Below are 14,011 nucleotides of genomic sequence, written 5' to 3'. Positions count from 1 at the left end.
TTTCCATTGAGCATCGGGAATTGATAAGATTCCGTGGAAGGCATAGATTGTTCTATTCATGATGTGAATCGACCATGCACGACCTCAACGACATGCGCTATTTCGCCGAAGTCGTGGACCACGGCAGCTTCGCGGGCGCGGCCCGGGCGCTGGACCTGCCGACCTCGCGGCTGTCCCGGCGGATCGCCCGGCTCGAAGCCGAGCTGGGCGTGCGGCTCCTGCACCGCACCACCCGCAAGCTGTCCCTGACGGCGGCCGGCGAGCAGTACCACCGCCACTGCGTCGCCGTGCGCGACCAGGCGGACCAGGCCCAGGCGGAACTCGCCCGGATCCTGGCCGAGCCGCGCGGCCCCCTGCGCGTGTCCTGCCCCGTGACGCTGGCCCAGACCACCATCGGCCCCCTGATTCCCGGCTACCTGGCGCGCCACCCCAAGGTGCGTCTCGACATGCAGGTCAGCAACCGCGTCGTGGACCTGGCAGAGGAAGGCGTGGACCTCGCCCTGCGGGTCCGCCCCACCCTGGAGGACAGCGGCAGCGCGATCATCAAGCAGTTCGGCCTGAGCCACGGCCTGCTCGTCGCCAGCCCGGCGCTGCTGCGGCGCCACGGCCGGCCGGCGCAGCCCGCCGAGCTGGAACGCTTCGACGCGGTCGGCATGTCGGCGGCGGGCGGCAAGGTGCGCGTGCGCCTGCTCGGCCCCCAGGGCGCGCGGCACGAGGCCGCCTGCCGCCCCGCCTGCATCGCCGACGACCTGCTGACGCTGCGCTTCGTCATCCTGGGCGGCGTCGGCATCGGCGTGCTGCCCGACTACATGTGCCACGAGGACATCGCCGAGGGGCGGCTCGAACGCCTCCTGCCCGGCTGGTCGCTGGCCTCGGGCATCGTGCACGCCGCCTATCTGTCGCGGCGCGGCATGTCGCCGGCCCTGCGCTCCTTCCTGGACTACCTGGGCGAGAAGCTGGTGCAGGACCCGGGCGGCGACCTGCTGGGGATTTCCCCGCTCGGGCAGCCGCCCGGCGCGGCGGCCGGGGCGCCTACGCGGCCCGCAGCGACGCCATCTCCACCACCCGCGCGCCCAGGTCGCGCCAGCGCTCGGGGTGGCAGGTGAACAGCAGGATCTGGTGGCGCTGCGCGGCGTCGAACAGGATGCGCTTCATGCCGTCCAGGCGGCCGGCGTCGCTGTGCACCAGGGCGTCGTCCAGGATGATCAGAGTGGGCCGGCCCGCCTCGCGCAGCAGATCGGCATAGGCCAGGCGGCTGATCAGGCCCATCTGCTCGCGCGCGCCGAAGCTCAGGGCGTCCAGCGCCTCGTGGGACGGGCCGTCCGCGCCCGGGCGAACCAGCCGTTCCGGCAGCAGGTCCTCGTCCACGTCGAGCCGCGCCTGCGGAAACAGCAGTTGCAGGTAGTGGTTCAGGTGGCGCTGCAGCGGCGCCTGGATGCGGCGCGTCAGCGCCTGGCGGCCGGCCCGCAGCAGCCCCAGCAGCAGGTCCAGAGCCTCGGCCCGGCGCTTCAGTTCGTCGCGGCGCCGGCCGATGAATTCCGCTTCCCGGGCCAGGTCGGCGCGCTGCTCCTCCAGCCCGTGGGCGCCCAGGGCTTCGAGCCCGCTCTGCACCCGGATGGCTTCCTCCCGGCGCGCCTCGGCCGCTTGCTCCAGCGTGTCGGCCGTGCGCGAGAAACGCTGCGCGTCCTGCTCCAGGATGTCCGGGCGGGCCGCGTCGATCCGCTGGTCCAGCGCGTCCAGCGACTGGCGCAGGGTCGCCTCCTGCGCCCGCAGCTCGGCCAGCCGGGCCGCCAGGCTCCGCTCCTGCTCCTGGCGTTCCGGCGCCTGGATCGCGTCCTGCAGCCTCTGCCATTCGGCCTGGGCCGTGCGACCGGCCTGCTCCGCCAGGCCCAGCATCTGTTCGTGCCGGGTCGCGCGCTGCTCCGTGGCCAGCAGCCGTTCCCGGGAGGATTCCAGGCCGCGTTCCGCCTCGGCCTCGTCAAGGGGTTCGCCGGCCGTCCCGGCTTGCGCCGGCGGCAAGGCCGCCAGCGCCTCGGACAGCGCCTGGCGCCGCCGTTCGACCTGGACCAGACGGTCTTCCAGGGCCTGGGTTCCCTGGGGCGCCAGGCCGGCCAGCAGGGACTCGTCCAGGCGGATGTCCTCCCCGAGGGCGCGCGCCTGCTCGGCGCGGTCTTCGGCCTGCCGCAGGTCCGGCACGCCCAGGCCGGCCAGCAGCGCATCGAACCGGTCGCGCGCCTCCTGGCGGCGGCGCGCCAGGTCGGCCACGTCCTCGCCACCGGGCCGGATGCGCAGCCGGCCCACGCCCGGGATGTCCAGCTCGACGGGCTCCAGCAGCAACCGTTCGCCCTGGCCGGCCAGGGGCTCGTCCCCCATCCGGATCTGCTGCGACGGCAGCAGCTGGTAGGCCAGGCGGGTGGCGGCGGACTGGCGCGCGGCGTCGAGCCCGGCCAGCGTCCGGTCCAGGGACCGCAATTGTTTCAAGGCCGCCTCGTCCACCTGGATGCCCCGCAGCCGTTCGCGGCGGGACTGCAGCCGCGCCTGCACGGCCCGCGCCTGGTCCAGGTCGGCCGCCCACCGCGTCTGCTCGGGCGCCAGCCGGTCCAGCTCGCCCGCCAGCTCGGCCCGCCGGGCCTGCCGCCGCGCCCCGGCCACGCGGGCCTCGGCGCGCCGATAGTCCTCCCGCGCCCGCGCGGCCTCTTCCTCGATCCGCGGCCGGTCTTCCCGCAGCTCGGCCACCCGCCGGCCGGTCAGGTCGCGCTCCCGGGCGCGCTGCTGCAGGTCCTCGCGCTGGCGGGCGAAGGCCGCCTGCCGTTCCCGGCCATGTTCCTGCCTGGCGGCGCAGTGTTCCAGGGCCTGCGCCTCGCGTTCCCGGACCTGGCGCCAGCCCTGCACCTCGGCCAGCCGCGTCCGGGCCTCGGCGGCCTGGCGGCGGTAGGCATCCCAGGGCCGGCCGGCGTCCTCGGCGCGCAGGCGGCGCAGTTCGGCCAGCCGGTCCACCTGCTGGCGGTAGGCGGCGATGTCCCGGTCGAGCGCCTCCAGGCGCGCACGGGCATCCTCGTGCTGGCGCAGGACCTCGGCGTATTCGCCGGTGGGGCGTCCCGTGGACGTCAGCAGCTTCGCCCGCTCGGCCTCGACCCGGGCGATCAGCCCGTCCCCCGCGCTGCTGGCGAGGTCTCCCAGGCTCTCGCCCAGGGCGGATTTCAGATAGGGGCCCGCATGGGCCACCGGCTCGCGCAGCTCCTGGCCGTCGCCCTGCTCGATCCAGAGCAGCCCGGGCACGCCCCAGTGCTGGGCCTTGCTGGCGCCCTTGCCGGGGAATTGATATCCCAGCAGCTCCGCCAGCTTTTCCTCGGCGGCCTCGCCATCGAAGCGCCGCCCGCCGATCTCCAGGTCGCAGCGCTTCTGCCGGAGGAAGCGCTTGCCGAGTTTCCAGCGTTCTCCTTGCCACTCGAATTCCAGCTCCACGCTGGGCGCGGCGGAGGAATCGCCCCAGGGCTGGAGGTCGTCCATGCTGCCGGACTTGAAGCGCTCGAAGAACGCCGCGCGGATCGCCCGCACCAGCGTGCTCTTGCCGGATTCGTTGGGGCCGGCGAACAGGTTCAGTCCGGGCTCCAGGCCACGGATCTCCACCGGCTCGCGGAACCGGCGCAATTGCCCGACCCGCAGGCGCAGCAGTTTCATTGGCCTCCCTCCACCTCGCGGCCCGCATGCCGCCCGGATTCTTCAGGCACGGGCCGGGCCGCGGGGACTGTCCCGCCTTCCATCTCATCCCCGCCGTCGCCCAGCAGCCCGGCCAGGATCGCCAGCGCCTCGCGCGCCGTGTCCGCCGCCTCGCCGGGCGCCGCGTCCTGCCGCTGGCGCAGCTGCGCGATCACCTCGCCCACGTAGCCGTCGGCCCGCAGGGCGGCCACGTCCTCGTCGGTGGGCTCCAGCCGCAGGCCCGACCGGTGGACCTGCAGGCTGCGGCAGCGCCCCTGGACCACGGACAGCGTCCGGTCCAGGCGCCGCGCGCCCGCCAGGTCGATGGCCCCGGCCAGCGTCAGGTCCAGCACGGCCGCGGGCGGCAGGCCGTCCAGGCGCTCGACGAGCAGGTCCAGGTCGGACGCGACCGACAGGGTCTCGTCCCAGGCCAGCCAGCGGTACTGGCCGACCTCCAGGGGCTCCACCGCCGGCGCCCGGCCGGGGCCCGGCACGTCCACCCGCACGACGCGGCCCGAGCCGTTGTCGCGGAAGCGTTCCGGCTCCGGCGTGCCGCTGTACACGGTGCGCTCGTCGACCTGCTTGAAGCCGTGCCAGTCGCCCAGCGCCAGATAGTCCAGCCGTGCGCGCCGCGCCCGGTCGGCGGCGATCGGATTGGGGGAATCGATGTCCTCGGCCAGGATGCCCTGGACGCTGCCGTGCGCCAGGCCGATGCGCGCCAGGCCCTCGGCCGTCTCGGCCGTGTCGAACCATGCCGTCAGGTCGCCGTGCGTCTGCCGCTGGGTCAGGGGCGCCGCCAGCACCGCGAAGCCGTGCTCGGGAAACGCGCGCACGCCCGGCTCCAGCAGCAGGTGCGCATGGGGCGGCACCGCGCCCAGCCGCTGCGCGCGCGTCCAGACGCTTTCCGCCAGGGCGGCGTCGTGGTTGCCGGGGATCAGGATCCAGGGGCCCTGGTAGCCCCCCAGCGCGTTGAACAGGCGCCGGATGGTGCGGTCCGACACCGTCTGGGCGTCGAACACGTCGCCCGCCACCAGGACGGCGTCGACGTGCTCCCGCGCCGCCAGCGCGGCGATACGCTCGATCGCGGCGTAGCGGGCCTCGGCGAGGACGGCGGCGTCCTCGGGGGCGAAACGGCCGTACTGGCGGCCGATCTGCCAATCGGCGGTGTGCAGGAATCTGGGCATGGCCGGGATATTGACACCGACCCCGGCCCCGCGTCAAAGCGTGGACGCCGCGCGCGTGACCGGATCGTCCTGGCGCCGCATCCCGTTGTCGAGCCCCAGCTCCGCGTCCCCGCCCCGCATCCGCGCTCCGAATCGGAGCCGACGGGCTTCCCGCACGCGAGCGGGATCGTCCCGGGCGTGCGGGGCCTGGCGCCTACTTGGCGAACAGCTGGCCGAGATCCTTGAACGCCTTGAATTCCAGCGCGTTGCCACAGGGATCGAGCAGGAACATGGTGGCCTGCTCGCCCACCTGGCCCTTGAAGCGGACGTAGGGCTCGATCACGAACTTCGTGCCGAAGGACTTCAGGCGCTCCGCCAGGGCTTCCCACTGGTCCCATTCCAGGACGACGCCGAAGTGCGGCACGGGCACGTCGTGCCCGTCCACCGGATTGGTGTGGGCGTGTTCCTGCGACGCCGTGCGGGGATGCTCGTGGATCACCAGCTGGTGGCCGTAGAAATTGAAGTCCACCCACTGCGCGCTGGACCGGCCTTCTTCCAGGCCGAAGACCTCGCCGTAGAAACGGCGGGCGGCGGGCAGGTCGTACACGGGGATGGCCAGATGGAAGGGAGACAGGCTCATGGAAGGCTCCAGGGAACGAGGGGGTTCGGGTCCGAAAGGATTCGATTCCGAATGATCGCGGTTTCAACGATTGTAGAAGCGGATCCGGGAATGCACCATCCGGACGCAATCCCGGTGCGATCCAGATGCGCCTCAGATGCACCGCAGATGCGCCTCAGACGCACCGCAGATGCGCCTCGGATGCACCGCAGATGCAATCCAGACGCGATCCAGATGCAAGCCGGGCACCCCCCAGGCATCATCCAGGCCGGACGCCATGGCGCACCCACGAGGGCCGGCGGCGAACGATGGTTTATGATTCCAGCTTCGCGTCACCCCGATCCTCCCCATGATCCGCCTTTCCGCATCGCCCGTCCGCCGTCCTGCTTCGCGGAGGCCGCGGTGAGCCCGTCCCGCCCTGTCCGCCACCCTGCCTGGAGCATCGCCCTGGTGGCGCTGATCGCCCTGGCCGGCCTGTTCTACGTCAAGTGGGCGCCGTACTACGACCGCGCCTTCACGGCCGCCCAGACGCATTCCATCGGCACCTCCATCCTGACGGGCGGCCAGGACGCCCCGCCCGCGCCCTCGCTGCACGCCGCGCTCGACTACGCCAAGGCCTACGGCCTGGCCATCTGGAAGGCCCTGCTGCTGGGGCTGCTGCTGGGCTCCGCCATCCAGACCCTGCTGCCGCCGCGCTGGATCGAGCGCTGGCTGGGCCGGCCGGACGCCGGCGGCGTGGTGACGGGCGGCCTGCTGTCCATCCCCAGCATGATGTGCACCTGCTGCGCCGCTCCCGTCATCACCGGGCTGCGCCACTGCCGCGCCGCCCCGGGCAGCACGGCCGCCTACTGGCTGGGCAACACCATGCTCAACCCCGCCACCCTGGTCTTCATGGGCTTCGTCCTGGGATGGCACTGGGCCGGCCTGCGCCTCGCGCTGGGGCTGGCGATGGTGCTGGGCCTGGGCTGGGCGCTGAACCGCATGAGCCGGGCGGACTGCGCGCCGGCCGGCGATTCCGCGCCGCCGGCTTTTGAAACCGACCCGGCGTATTTCCAGCCGGGCCAGGTCCTGCGGCGCTGGGCCCGGGCCTTTGCCGGCATGGCGCTGCGGCTGCTGCCCGAATACCTGGTCCTGGTGCTGCTGCTGGGCGCCGCGCGCGCCTGGCTGTTTCCCGTGCTGGATTTCAGCATCGACAACGGCCTGCTGTGGATCGTGGGCGCCGCGCTCGTCGGCACCCTGTTCGTCATCCCGACCGCCGGCGAAGTGCCCATCGTCCAGGCCCTGCTGGCGCTGGGCGTGGGGGTGGGGCCGGCGGCCGCGCTGCTGGTGACCCTGCCGCCGGTCAGTCTGCCGTCCCTGGCCATGGTCAGCCGCTCGTTCCGGCGCTCGGAACTGGCCGTCCTGGTCCTGGGCGTGGTCGCGCTGGGCGTGATCGGCGGCGGACTGGCGATCGCGCTGGGGTTCGGCGGATAGGGCCTGCCGGGCCGCATGCCCGCAGGGCCGGGGCGCATGCCCGCAGGCGCAACGGCAGCGCTTCCCGCCGTCAGCCGCCGGAAGTCTCTTGCAGCTGCGTGCCCCGGAACAGGGCCGCCTCGGCCAGCAGGAATGCGGCGACCGATGCCGAGCCAGAGCCCGGCGGCGATCGGCGAGGCGGCCGCGATGGCGACGATGCCTCGGGCGCGCTGGCGGCGGAAATCGGACGGGTCCGTGATGGGTTCGCTCATGTCCCGCCCACGTCGGCAAGCCGATGTCCGGTGGGCCGACCCTGCCAGAGCCCGCCTCATCCGCCTCATCCGCCTCCTCCGCCTCATCCGCCTCATCCGCCTCATCCGCCTCATCCGCCTCCTCCACCTCATCCGCTCCATCCGTTCCATCCGTTCCATCCGTTCCATCCGCCCATCCCGCCCGATTCCGCCCGATTGATGCGTAATGAGAATCATTTCATATCATCATATAATCCCCCTATGGATAGCCCCGCCCCCGTCCACGATCCGGGCTCCGTGCTGGACACCTACGGCCGCGACCTCGACGCGCGCCCGTCCCGCTTCGCGCCCGCGCCCCTCCCGCCGGCCGACCCGGCCCGCGGCGGGCCGCGGGCGCACGGCTACCGCATTCCGCCGCCGGCCGGCAGCGGCTGGACGGACATGCATGAATTCGGCAACGGCCTGCTGATCACGCGCCTGCGCTGCCGGTTCCGGCAGGCGTTCGAGGAAGAACAGACCCGGTTTCCCGATAACGTGCGGCTGGGCCTGCTGCTCGAAGGCACGGGCGCCCTGGCCCATGCCGGCGGCGAATCATCCGTCGGGGCGGGCAGCGTCGTGGCCCGCCTCGCCGACCCCGGACCGGTCCGCAACCGCATCCCCGGCGGGCAGGCGCAGGCGGGCGTCGCCCTGGACATGCCGCGCGCCATGCTCGACACCCTGCAGGCGCAGGGCCTCGCGCCGCCGTGGCTCGGCCGGGAAGGCGCGCTTTTCGTCTTCCGGCCCGATCCGCGCACGGGCGCCGAGCTGTGCCGGCTGGGCCGGCGCCTGCTCGGGCTGCGGCCCGGCGGCTCCCTGCTGGCGGCGCTGGCGCTGGAATCCCTGAGCCTGGACATGCTGCTGCGCCTGCTGTCGGCCCACCCGTCGAGCCCCGCCCGGGGGCTGGCGCCGGCCTCCCGGCGGGACCGGGACACCCTGGACGCGGCGCTGGACATCCTGCACGCCGAGTGGGACCAGCCGCTGACCATCGCGGCACTGGCCCGGCGCGCGGGCACCAACGAGTGCTACCTGAAGATGCGCTTTCGCCAGCACACCGGCCAGACCATCGCCGCCTACCTGCGCAGCCTGCGCATGCGCCACGCGCGCGACCTGCTGGAATCGCGCCGGTACACCGTGCAGGAAACCGCCCAGCTCTGCGGCTACCTGCACGCGGGCAAGTTCTCCCAGGCGTTCCGGCGCGAATTCGGCTGCCCGCCCTCCAGCGTGCGTTGAAACATTTTTTCCGTCCCGGAGCGGAACATTTCCCGCCCGGAGCCGGCCGGCCCGCCGGAAGGGACGATACTGCGGCACCGACGAACGAGTCTCATTCTCACCATAATCCGCACCATGTCCCTTTCCTTCCGCCCGATGGCGCGGCGCGCGGCGGGCGCGCCCCTGCTCCTGTCCGTCTCGATGGCCTGCGCCTGGGCCCAGGACGCCTCCCCAGGCCGCGTCCCGGCGCTCGACAGCATCGTGGTCAGCGGCGAGCGCATCGACCGCAGCCTGCAGCGCACCGCCGCCTCGGTGACCTCGCTGGACGCCGAGGCGATCGAGCGCAGGATCGACGCCGCCTCCGTCGCCGACGTGATCAAGGGCACGCCCAACCTCATCTTCCCGGACACCGTCGGCGCACCGGTCATCCGCGGGCAGGACACGCAGGGCCCGAATTTCGGCGCCAGCGCGTTCCTGGGCGGCACCATCCCGCGCGCGACCGTCAACGTGGACGGCCGCTATCTGAGCTACTACGAACTGGTGTTCGGGGCCGCCTCGATCTGGGACGTGAACGGCATCGAAGTGTTCCGCGGGCCGCAGACCTCGACCCAGGGCGCCAACAGCATCGCCGGCGCCGTCATCGTGAAGACGAAGGACCCCACCTTCCACCCCGAGGGCGCGGCGCAGGCCCTGATCGGCAGCGGCAACCTGCGGCGCGGCTCCGCCATGGTGTCGGGCCCCCTGATCGAGGACCAGCTCGCCGCCCGGCTGACGGTCGACTACTCCGGGCGCGACACCTTCATCGACTACGTGAACCCCGGCTTCGCCCAGGGCGACAGCGACCAGAACTTCCGTTCGCTCAGCACCCGCATGAAGCTGCTCTGGCTGCCCGACGCCCTGCCCGGCCTGGAGGCGAAGCTGACGTTCGCGCACACCCAGCACAACCGCCCCACGTCCGAGGCCGCCTCCACGCCCTACGGCGACTACGAGAGCCGCACCGCCTCCATGCCCAGCTTCCGCCAGCGGGCGAACACCATCATCGGCGACGTGAGCTACGAGCTGGGCGGCGGCGTGCGGCTGTTCAACCGCAGCGAATTCACCGACCTGTCGGTCCGGCGCATCACCGAGCCGCCGAGCAACGGCGGCGCCGACATCGAGCAGCGCAACGTCTCCAACGAGACCCGCCTCAACTGGGGCACGGAGGCCTCCGACTGGAGCGGGGTGGCCGGGCTGTTCTACAACCGGACGGACTCGGACGACCGCCTGACCATCCGCGGCGTGTCGCAGTTCGACGACGGGAAGCGCAACCTCGGTCTTTACGCGGAGATCAACCGCCGCCTGGCCGAGCGCTGGCGGCTGACGACCGGCCTGCGCTACCAGCGCGACCACGTCCGGCGCCACGGCACCACGCCCTACGCGCGCACGCCGATGGCCTACGACCAGACCTTCAGCGCCGTGCTGCCCAAGGTGTCGCTGGCCTACGACCTGACGCCCCAGGTCACCGTGGGCGCCCTGATCAGCAAGGGTTACAACCCCGGCGGGGTCGGCCTGAGCTTCGCGCAGGCGCGCATCGTGCCCTTCGACGAGGAAACCGTGTGGAACTACGAGTTGTTCGGCCGCGCCAGCCTGCTGGACGGCCGCATGAACCTCACCGGCAACCTGTTCTACAGCGATTTCCGCGATTCGCAGCGCCTGCTGCCCGACTACCTGAACGGCGTGCTGTACGGCGCCATCGTCGTCAATGCCGAAAAGGCCCGCTCCTACGGGCTGGAACTCGCCATGGACTACCAGGTGCTGGACACGCTGCGGCTCAAGAGCGGCGTGGGCCTGCTGCACACCCGCATCGACCGCTTCTCCGACGGCAGCGGCGTGCTGGAAGGCAAGCGCTTCGGACGCGCGCCGAGCTACACGCTGAGCCTGGGCGCGCAGTGGCGGGCCACCGCCCGCCTGACCCTGGACGTCGACGTCCGGCACACCGCCGGCTACCACTCCACGGACGAGAACATCGCCGCCTACGAGGTCGATCCCCGCACCGTGGCCGGCGCGCGCCTGAGCTACGCGGTGAACAAGCACACGGAAGTCTTCGCCTACGTCGACAACCTCTTCGACGACCGCTCGCCCACCTGGTTCTTCGACGATCGCACGGTCCGCGGCATCGCGGGCTCCATGCCGCCGCCACGCGAATTCGGCGCCGGCGTCCGGATCACCTTCTGACGGGCCCGCCCGCCGCTCCCTGAACGCACACGGAACACGCCCCACCATGCCCCCTCGCTCCCTGCGGCTGACGCTCGGCCTGCTGGCCCTGGCCGGCCTGGCCGCCTGCGGCACGCCCGGCGCCCCCTCGACCCTGGCCGACGCCCGCACCGGCCCGGCGGCGCATGCCCTCATCGAAGCGCGGGACATCCTGCGCCGGCCCCTCGCGGCCGACATGGTCGAACTGGCCCACAGCCCCCGGCAGCGCGCGGTCTTCGTATCCGCGCCGGACTGGAAGGACGAGAGCCGCTCGGCGGTGCTGCGGCTGGACCCGAATACGCTGGACGTCCAGGCGCGCATCCCGCTCGACGGCAAGGGCTTCGGCGTGGCGCTGGACGACGCCGGCGGCCGGCTGTACCTCACCCAGGGCTTCAATGGCGCCATCACCGTCGTGGACACCGGGCGCAACCGCGTCCTCAAGCGCATCCCGGTCATGGAGAAGGTCGATTTCAGGCAGGCCTACGCGGCCCACGGGCTGTCGGCCCCGCGCACGGCCTTCCTGCTGGAGCAACTCAAGAAATTCGGCGTCTCCAGGGACTACCCCTACAAGCTGCGCGAAATGGTGCTCGACAGCCGCACCGACCGCCTGTTCGCGCCCGGCCTGGGGCTGGGTTTCGACAGCGTGCTGTTCGTCATCGACACGCGCACGCTGGAACTGGAGAAGATCGTCCCCGGCTTCGGCTACAACGCCGTGGGCATCGCGCTGGACGAGGCCGGCGGCCGCGTCTTCGTCTCCAACATGCGCGGGCAGGTGATGACCGTCGACGCGCGGACGCTGGAGATCACGCGGACGCTGGAAGTCCAGGCCGACCAGTTGCTCAATCTGGCCTACGATGCGCGGACCAACCGCCTGTTCGGCGTGGACCAGGGCATCGACCGCGACGAATGGCGCAACAACCACCTGGAGCGCGAATACCGCCGCCGCAGCCCCGGGCACCGCGTGTTCGCGCTGGACGCCGACACCGGCCGCACCCTGGCCGACATGCCGGCCGGCGAGGTCCCCATCGCGCTGCGCCACGACGCCCGCCGCCACCGCCTCTATGTCACCAACCGCGGCGGCGTCCGGCCGGACAAGGGCGCGGGCTCGATCACGGTCTATGATACGGACGGCTACCGGCTGCTGCAGACCCTGCCCATGCCGCCCCATCCCAACGGCCTGGCCCTGGACGAGGCGCGCGGCACGCTGTACGCGACGATCAAGAACGACGGCGAACGCAAGAAGGCCGGCGAGCCGGAAAGCGTGGTGCGCATCGCCGTTCCATAGCGGGGCGCTCCCGGCGCCGCGGGCTCAGATCCGGGCCGCGGCGCCCGTCCCGGCATACACCAGCGAATCGCGCAGGTTCCGCACTTCCCCGTCCAGGCAAGCCGGCAGGGGGCCGATCGGCGCGGGCGGCGTGCCCGCGCGAATCGCGGTGGCCAGCATGAGCAGCGCGCGGCCGATCTCGCGCGCGCCGTCCGCGCCGAACAGCGTGCGCGCCAGCCCGGGCGCGTCCGCACCGGCGTTCTCCAGCGACCAGCACACGGACAGCGCGCGGTAGACGAGGCGCTGCGCGGCCATGACCATGGGCCAGGACCGCTCCGCGGCGGCGCGATGCCGCGGCGTGGCGTCGACGCCGGACTCGTAGGCCTGCAGCAGGACGATCGCGCGGTGCTGGAGGTCGCGGCGCGCCCGCCGGGCGGCGCCGGTGGTGACCTCGCCCCGGGCGGCATGCGCGAGGACGCGCTTCAGCGCCACCAGCGTGTTGACGAGTTCCCGCGGGATGCGCAGCCGCACGGAGCGAGGCGTCATCGCGGCCAGGATCGCCAGCCCGGCTGCGCAGCCGATGAAGGTGTCCTCGCCGCGTACCCACAGCATGTGCGCGATGTCCGGCACCGGATGCCCGCCCGTGGCGATCGTCAGGGCCGCGGCCGTGATGAACACCACCGCCAGCGCATAGTTGCGGATCACCATCACCTCGATGACGAACTGCAGCAGCATGAGCGTCACGACGAGCCATGGCCCCTCGGGATGGATGGCCAGGATGCCGCCCGCCAGGACCAGCCCGACGAGGGTGCCGCTCATTCTTTCGATGCCGCGCTGCAGGCTGCGCGTCCAGCCCAGCCCCTGGTGCAGGATCAGGACGGCCGCCGCCATGGTCCAGTAGGCGCGCTCCATCCCCAGCGCGCCGCCGATCAGGCCGGCGATGGCCGTCGCGGCGCCGATGCGGGCGGCCGCCAGCAGGGCCGGCGACCCGGGCCGCAGGTTTTCCCGCAGCGAGTCCAGCACGCCGCGATGGCCCAGCGGCACATGGCCGGGATCCGCGCGGTCCTCCCCGGCGCCGCCTTCCCGCGCGCGGGCCGCGATCGAGCGCGCCTGACCGGCGGCGCGTTCCGGCGCCAGGCCGGCGGAAGCGTTCATGATGCCGGCGAACAGCAGGTGCAGTTCCCGATTGAGCGCGCGCAGGCGGCTGAGCGCGCCATCCGGGCGCGGGCGCGCGGGCTGGTAGGCCGTCAGCACCGTCCAGGCGTGGTGCATCGCCAGCGCGGCCGCGTGGCGGGCGCCGTCCTCGGCCGGCGTGCCCACCGTCTCCGCGAACCGCGCGACCGCCTGCGCCGCAGCGACGACCGCCGCCCGTTCCGGCCCCCGCGGCCGGACCAGCGCGCCCGCCATGTGCGCCGCCCAGGCGAACGCCCCGCCGGCGAAGACCAGCAGGCCGACCTGGACGACGGACAGGTGGTTGACGGGCATGCCCGTGCCCGCGGCGCAGGCCAGCGCGAACATGTAGGCGCCCGGCGGCCCGACCCGCAGCGCATTGCACAGGAAGGTGGCGGCCACGGCGATCAGGACGATGGCGGGCACCATCATCGCCGGCCATTCGGCGGCCCACACTCCGAGCATCACCGCCAGGGCGAAGGAGACCGCGACCACGCCGAGATGGACCGCGCGGTTCAGGTAGGGACGGTCGCCGCCATAGAGCGCGGTGAAGGCCCCGATGGTGGCCATCAGCCCCGCGGCCACGTCGCCGCCCAGCCACCCCGCCAGCACCGGCACGCCCATGCACAGGGCCGCGCGCGCGGCGAAGGGCCAGCGGCGGCCGGCCGGCCGCAATTTGAAGAGCGCGGCCAGCTGGACGGTGGGCGACGGCGGAGCGGATGGAGTCGGGGGCATGAGGACCGCATTCCCTAGTTGGATCACGAAGAAGGCGCAGCCACTATAAACCGGCAACGGGCCGGCCACAGTGCAAACTCGCTGCGCGCGCGTCGGCTCCGCCCTTGAAATCTGTAGAATCGCTATCCATGACGCGCCCCGCACGGCGGCCCGCGGGCGCGAACCCAATTCCGGACGG

Annotated in this window: 9 protein-coding genes; 5 read left to right on the top strand and 4 right to left on the bottom strand. The window is 72.7% G+C overall.

Features of this window, described 5'->3' with window-relative positions; translation table 11 throughout:
- The first annotated feature begins 74 nt into the window (after positions 1 to 74).
- Positions 75 to 1,106 (top strand): LysR substrate-binding domain-containing protein, encoded by a 1,032-nt coding sequence (locus HNR28_RS03175; protein WP_151023727.1) that lies wholly within the window; start codon positions 75 to 77, stop codon positions 1,104 to 1,106.
- On the opposite strand, the gene HNR28_RS03170 is transcribed toward HNR28_RS03175, so the two are convergent.
- From HNR28_RS03170 to HNR28_RS03160, 3 genes are all read right to left on the bottom strand, one after another.
- The gene (locus HNR28_RS03170; RefSeq protein ID WP_184142487.1) at positions 1,033 to 3,681 is read right to left on the bottom strand and encodes an AAA family ATPase; all 2,649 of its coding nucleotides are present in this window, start codon (positions 3,679 to 3,681) and stop codon (positions 1,033 to 1,035) included. The genes HNR28_RS03175 and HNR28_RS03170 overlap by 74 nt on opposite strands.
- Positions 3,678 to 4,883 (bottom strand): metallophosphoesterase family protein, encoded by a 1,206-nt coding sequence (locus HNR28_RS03165; RefSeq protein WP_151025526.1) that lies wholly within the window; start codon positions 4,881 to 4,883, stop codon positions 3,678 to 3,680. Before HNR28_RS03165 ends, HNR28_RS03170 begins: the two co-directional genes overlap by 4 nt.
- Positions 4,884 to 5,076: 193 nt before the next feature.
- Positions 5,077 to 5,502 carry a VOC family protein gene (locus tag HNR28_RS03160; RefSeq protein WP_151025525.1) on the bottom strand — a complete coding sequence of 142 codons (426 nt, stop codon included), beginning with the start codon at positions 5,500 to 5,502 and terminating at the stop codon, positions 5,077 to 5,079.
- 381 nt (positions 5,503 to 5,883) lie between these two features.
- On the opposite strand from HNR28_RS03160, the gene HNR28_RS03155 reads away from it, so the two are divergent.
- The 4 genes from HNR28_RS03155 to HNR28_RS03140 all read left to right on the top strand — a co-directional run bounded on the left by HNR28_RS03155 (position 5,884) and on the right by HNR28_RS03140 (position 11,949).
- Positions 5,884 to 6,954: a permease gene (locus HNR28_RS03155; RefSeq protein WP_052355945.1), complete on the top strand. Its 1,071-nt coding sequence runs from the start codon at positions 5,884 to 5,886 to the stop codon at positions 6,952 to 6,954.
- Positions 6,955 to 7,445: 491 nt separating this feature from the next.
- Positions 7,446 to 8,453 (top strand): helix-turn-helix transcriptional regulator, encoded by a 1,008-nt coding sequence (locus HNR28_RS03150; protein WP_052355946.1) that lies wholly within the window; start codon positions 7,446 to 7,448, stop codon positions 8,451 to 8,453.
- A gap of 114 nt (positions 8,454 to 8,567) precedes the next feature.
- Positions 8,568 to 10,646, top strand: coding sequence for a TonB-dependent receptor (locus HNR28_RS03145; RefSeq protein WP_151025488.1), 2,079 nt, complete (start codon positions 8,568 to 8,570; stop codon positions 10,644 to 10,646).
- Between the two features lie 46 nt (positions 10,647 to 10,692).
- Positions 10,693 to 11,949, top strand: coding sequence for a YncE family protein (locus HNR28_RS03140; RefSeq protein ID WP_244978168.1), 1,257 nt, complete (start codon positions 10,693 to 10,695; stop codon positions 11,947 to 11,949).
- 24 nt (positions 11,950 to 11,973) lie between these two features.
- Here HNR28_RS03140 and HNR28_RS03135 read toward each other — a convergent pair whose 3' ends face one another.
- Entirely contained in the window at positions 11,974 to 13,833 is a 1,860-nt protein-coding gene (locus tag HNR28_RS03135) for an FUSC family protein (RefSeq protein WP_052355947.1), read from the bottom strand.
- Positions 13,834 to 14,011: the final 178 nt, after the last annotated feature.

Source organism: Castellaniella defragrans (assembly GCF_014203015.1).
Taxonomy (GTDB): Bacteria; Pseudomonadota; Gammaproteobacteria; order Burkholderiales; family Burkholderiaceae_B; genus Castellaniella; species Castellaniella defragrans.
The sequence above is the reverse complement of the archived record's forward strand: the minus strand, read 5'-3'. Positions and strand labels throughout refer to the sequence as shown.

Bases quoted from the DNA above. Each gene is read 5' to 3' on its own strand.
- HNR28_RS03175 (WP_151023727.1), top strand. From the start codon at position 75: ATGCACGACCTCAACGACATGCGCTATTTCGCCGAAGTCGTGGACCAC.
- HNR28_RS03170 (WP_184142487.1), bottom strand. From the start codon at position 3,681: ATGAAACTGCTGCGCCTGCGGGTCGGGCAATTGCGCCGGTTCCGCGAG.
- HNR28_RS03165 (WP_151025526.1), bottom strand. From the start codon at position 4,883: ATGCCCAGATTCCTGCACACCGCCGATTGGCAGATCGGCCGCCAGTAC.
- HNR28_RS03160 (WP_151025525.1), bottom strand. From the start codon at position 5,502: ATGAGCCTGTCTCCCTTCCATCTGGCCATCCCCGTGTACGACCTGCCC.
- HNR28_RS03150 (WP_052355946.1), top strand. From the start codon at position 7,446: ATGGATAGCCCCGCCCCCGTCCACGATCCGGGCTCCGTGCTGGACACC.
- HNR28_RS03145 (WP_151025488.1), top strand. From the start codon at position 8,568: ATGTCCCTTTCCTTCCGCCCGATGGCGCGGCGCGCGGCGGGCGCGCCC.
- HNR28_RS03140 (WP_244978168.1), top strand. From the start codon at position 10,693: ATGCCCCCTCGCTCCCTGCGGCTGACGCTCGGCCTGCTGGCCCTGGCC.
- HNR28_RS03135 (WP_052355947.1), bottom strand. From the start codon at position 13,833: ATGCCCCCGACTCCATCCGCTCCGCCGTCGCCCACCGTCCAGCTGGCC.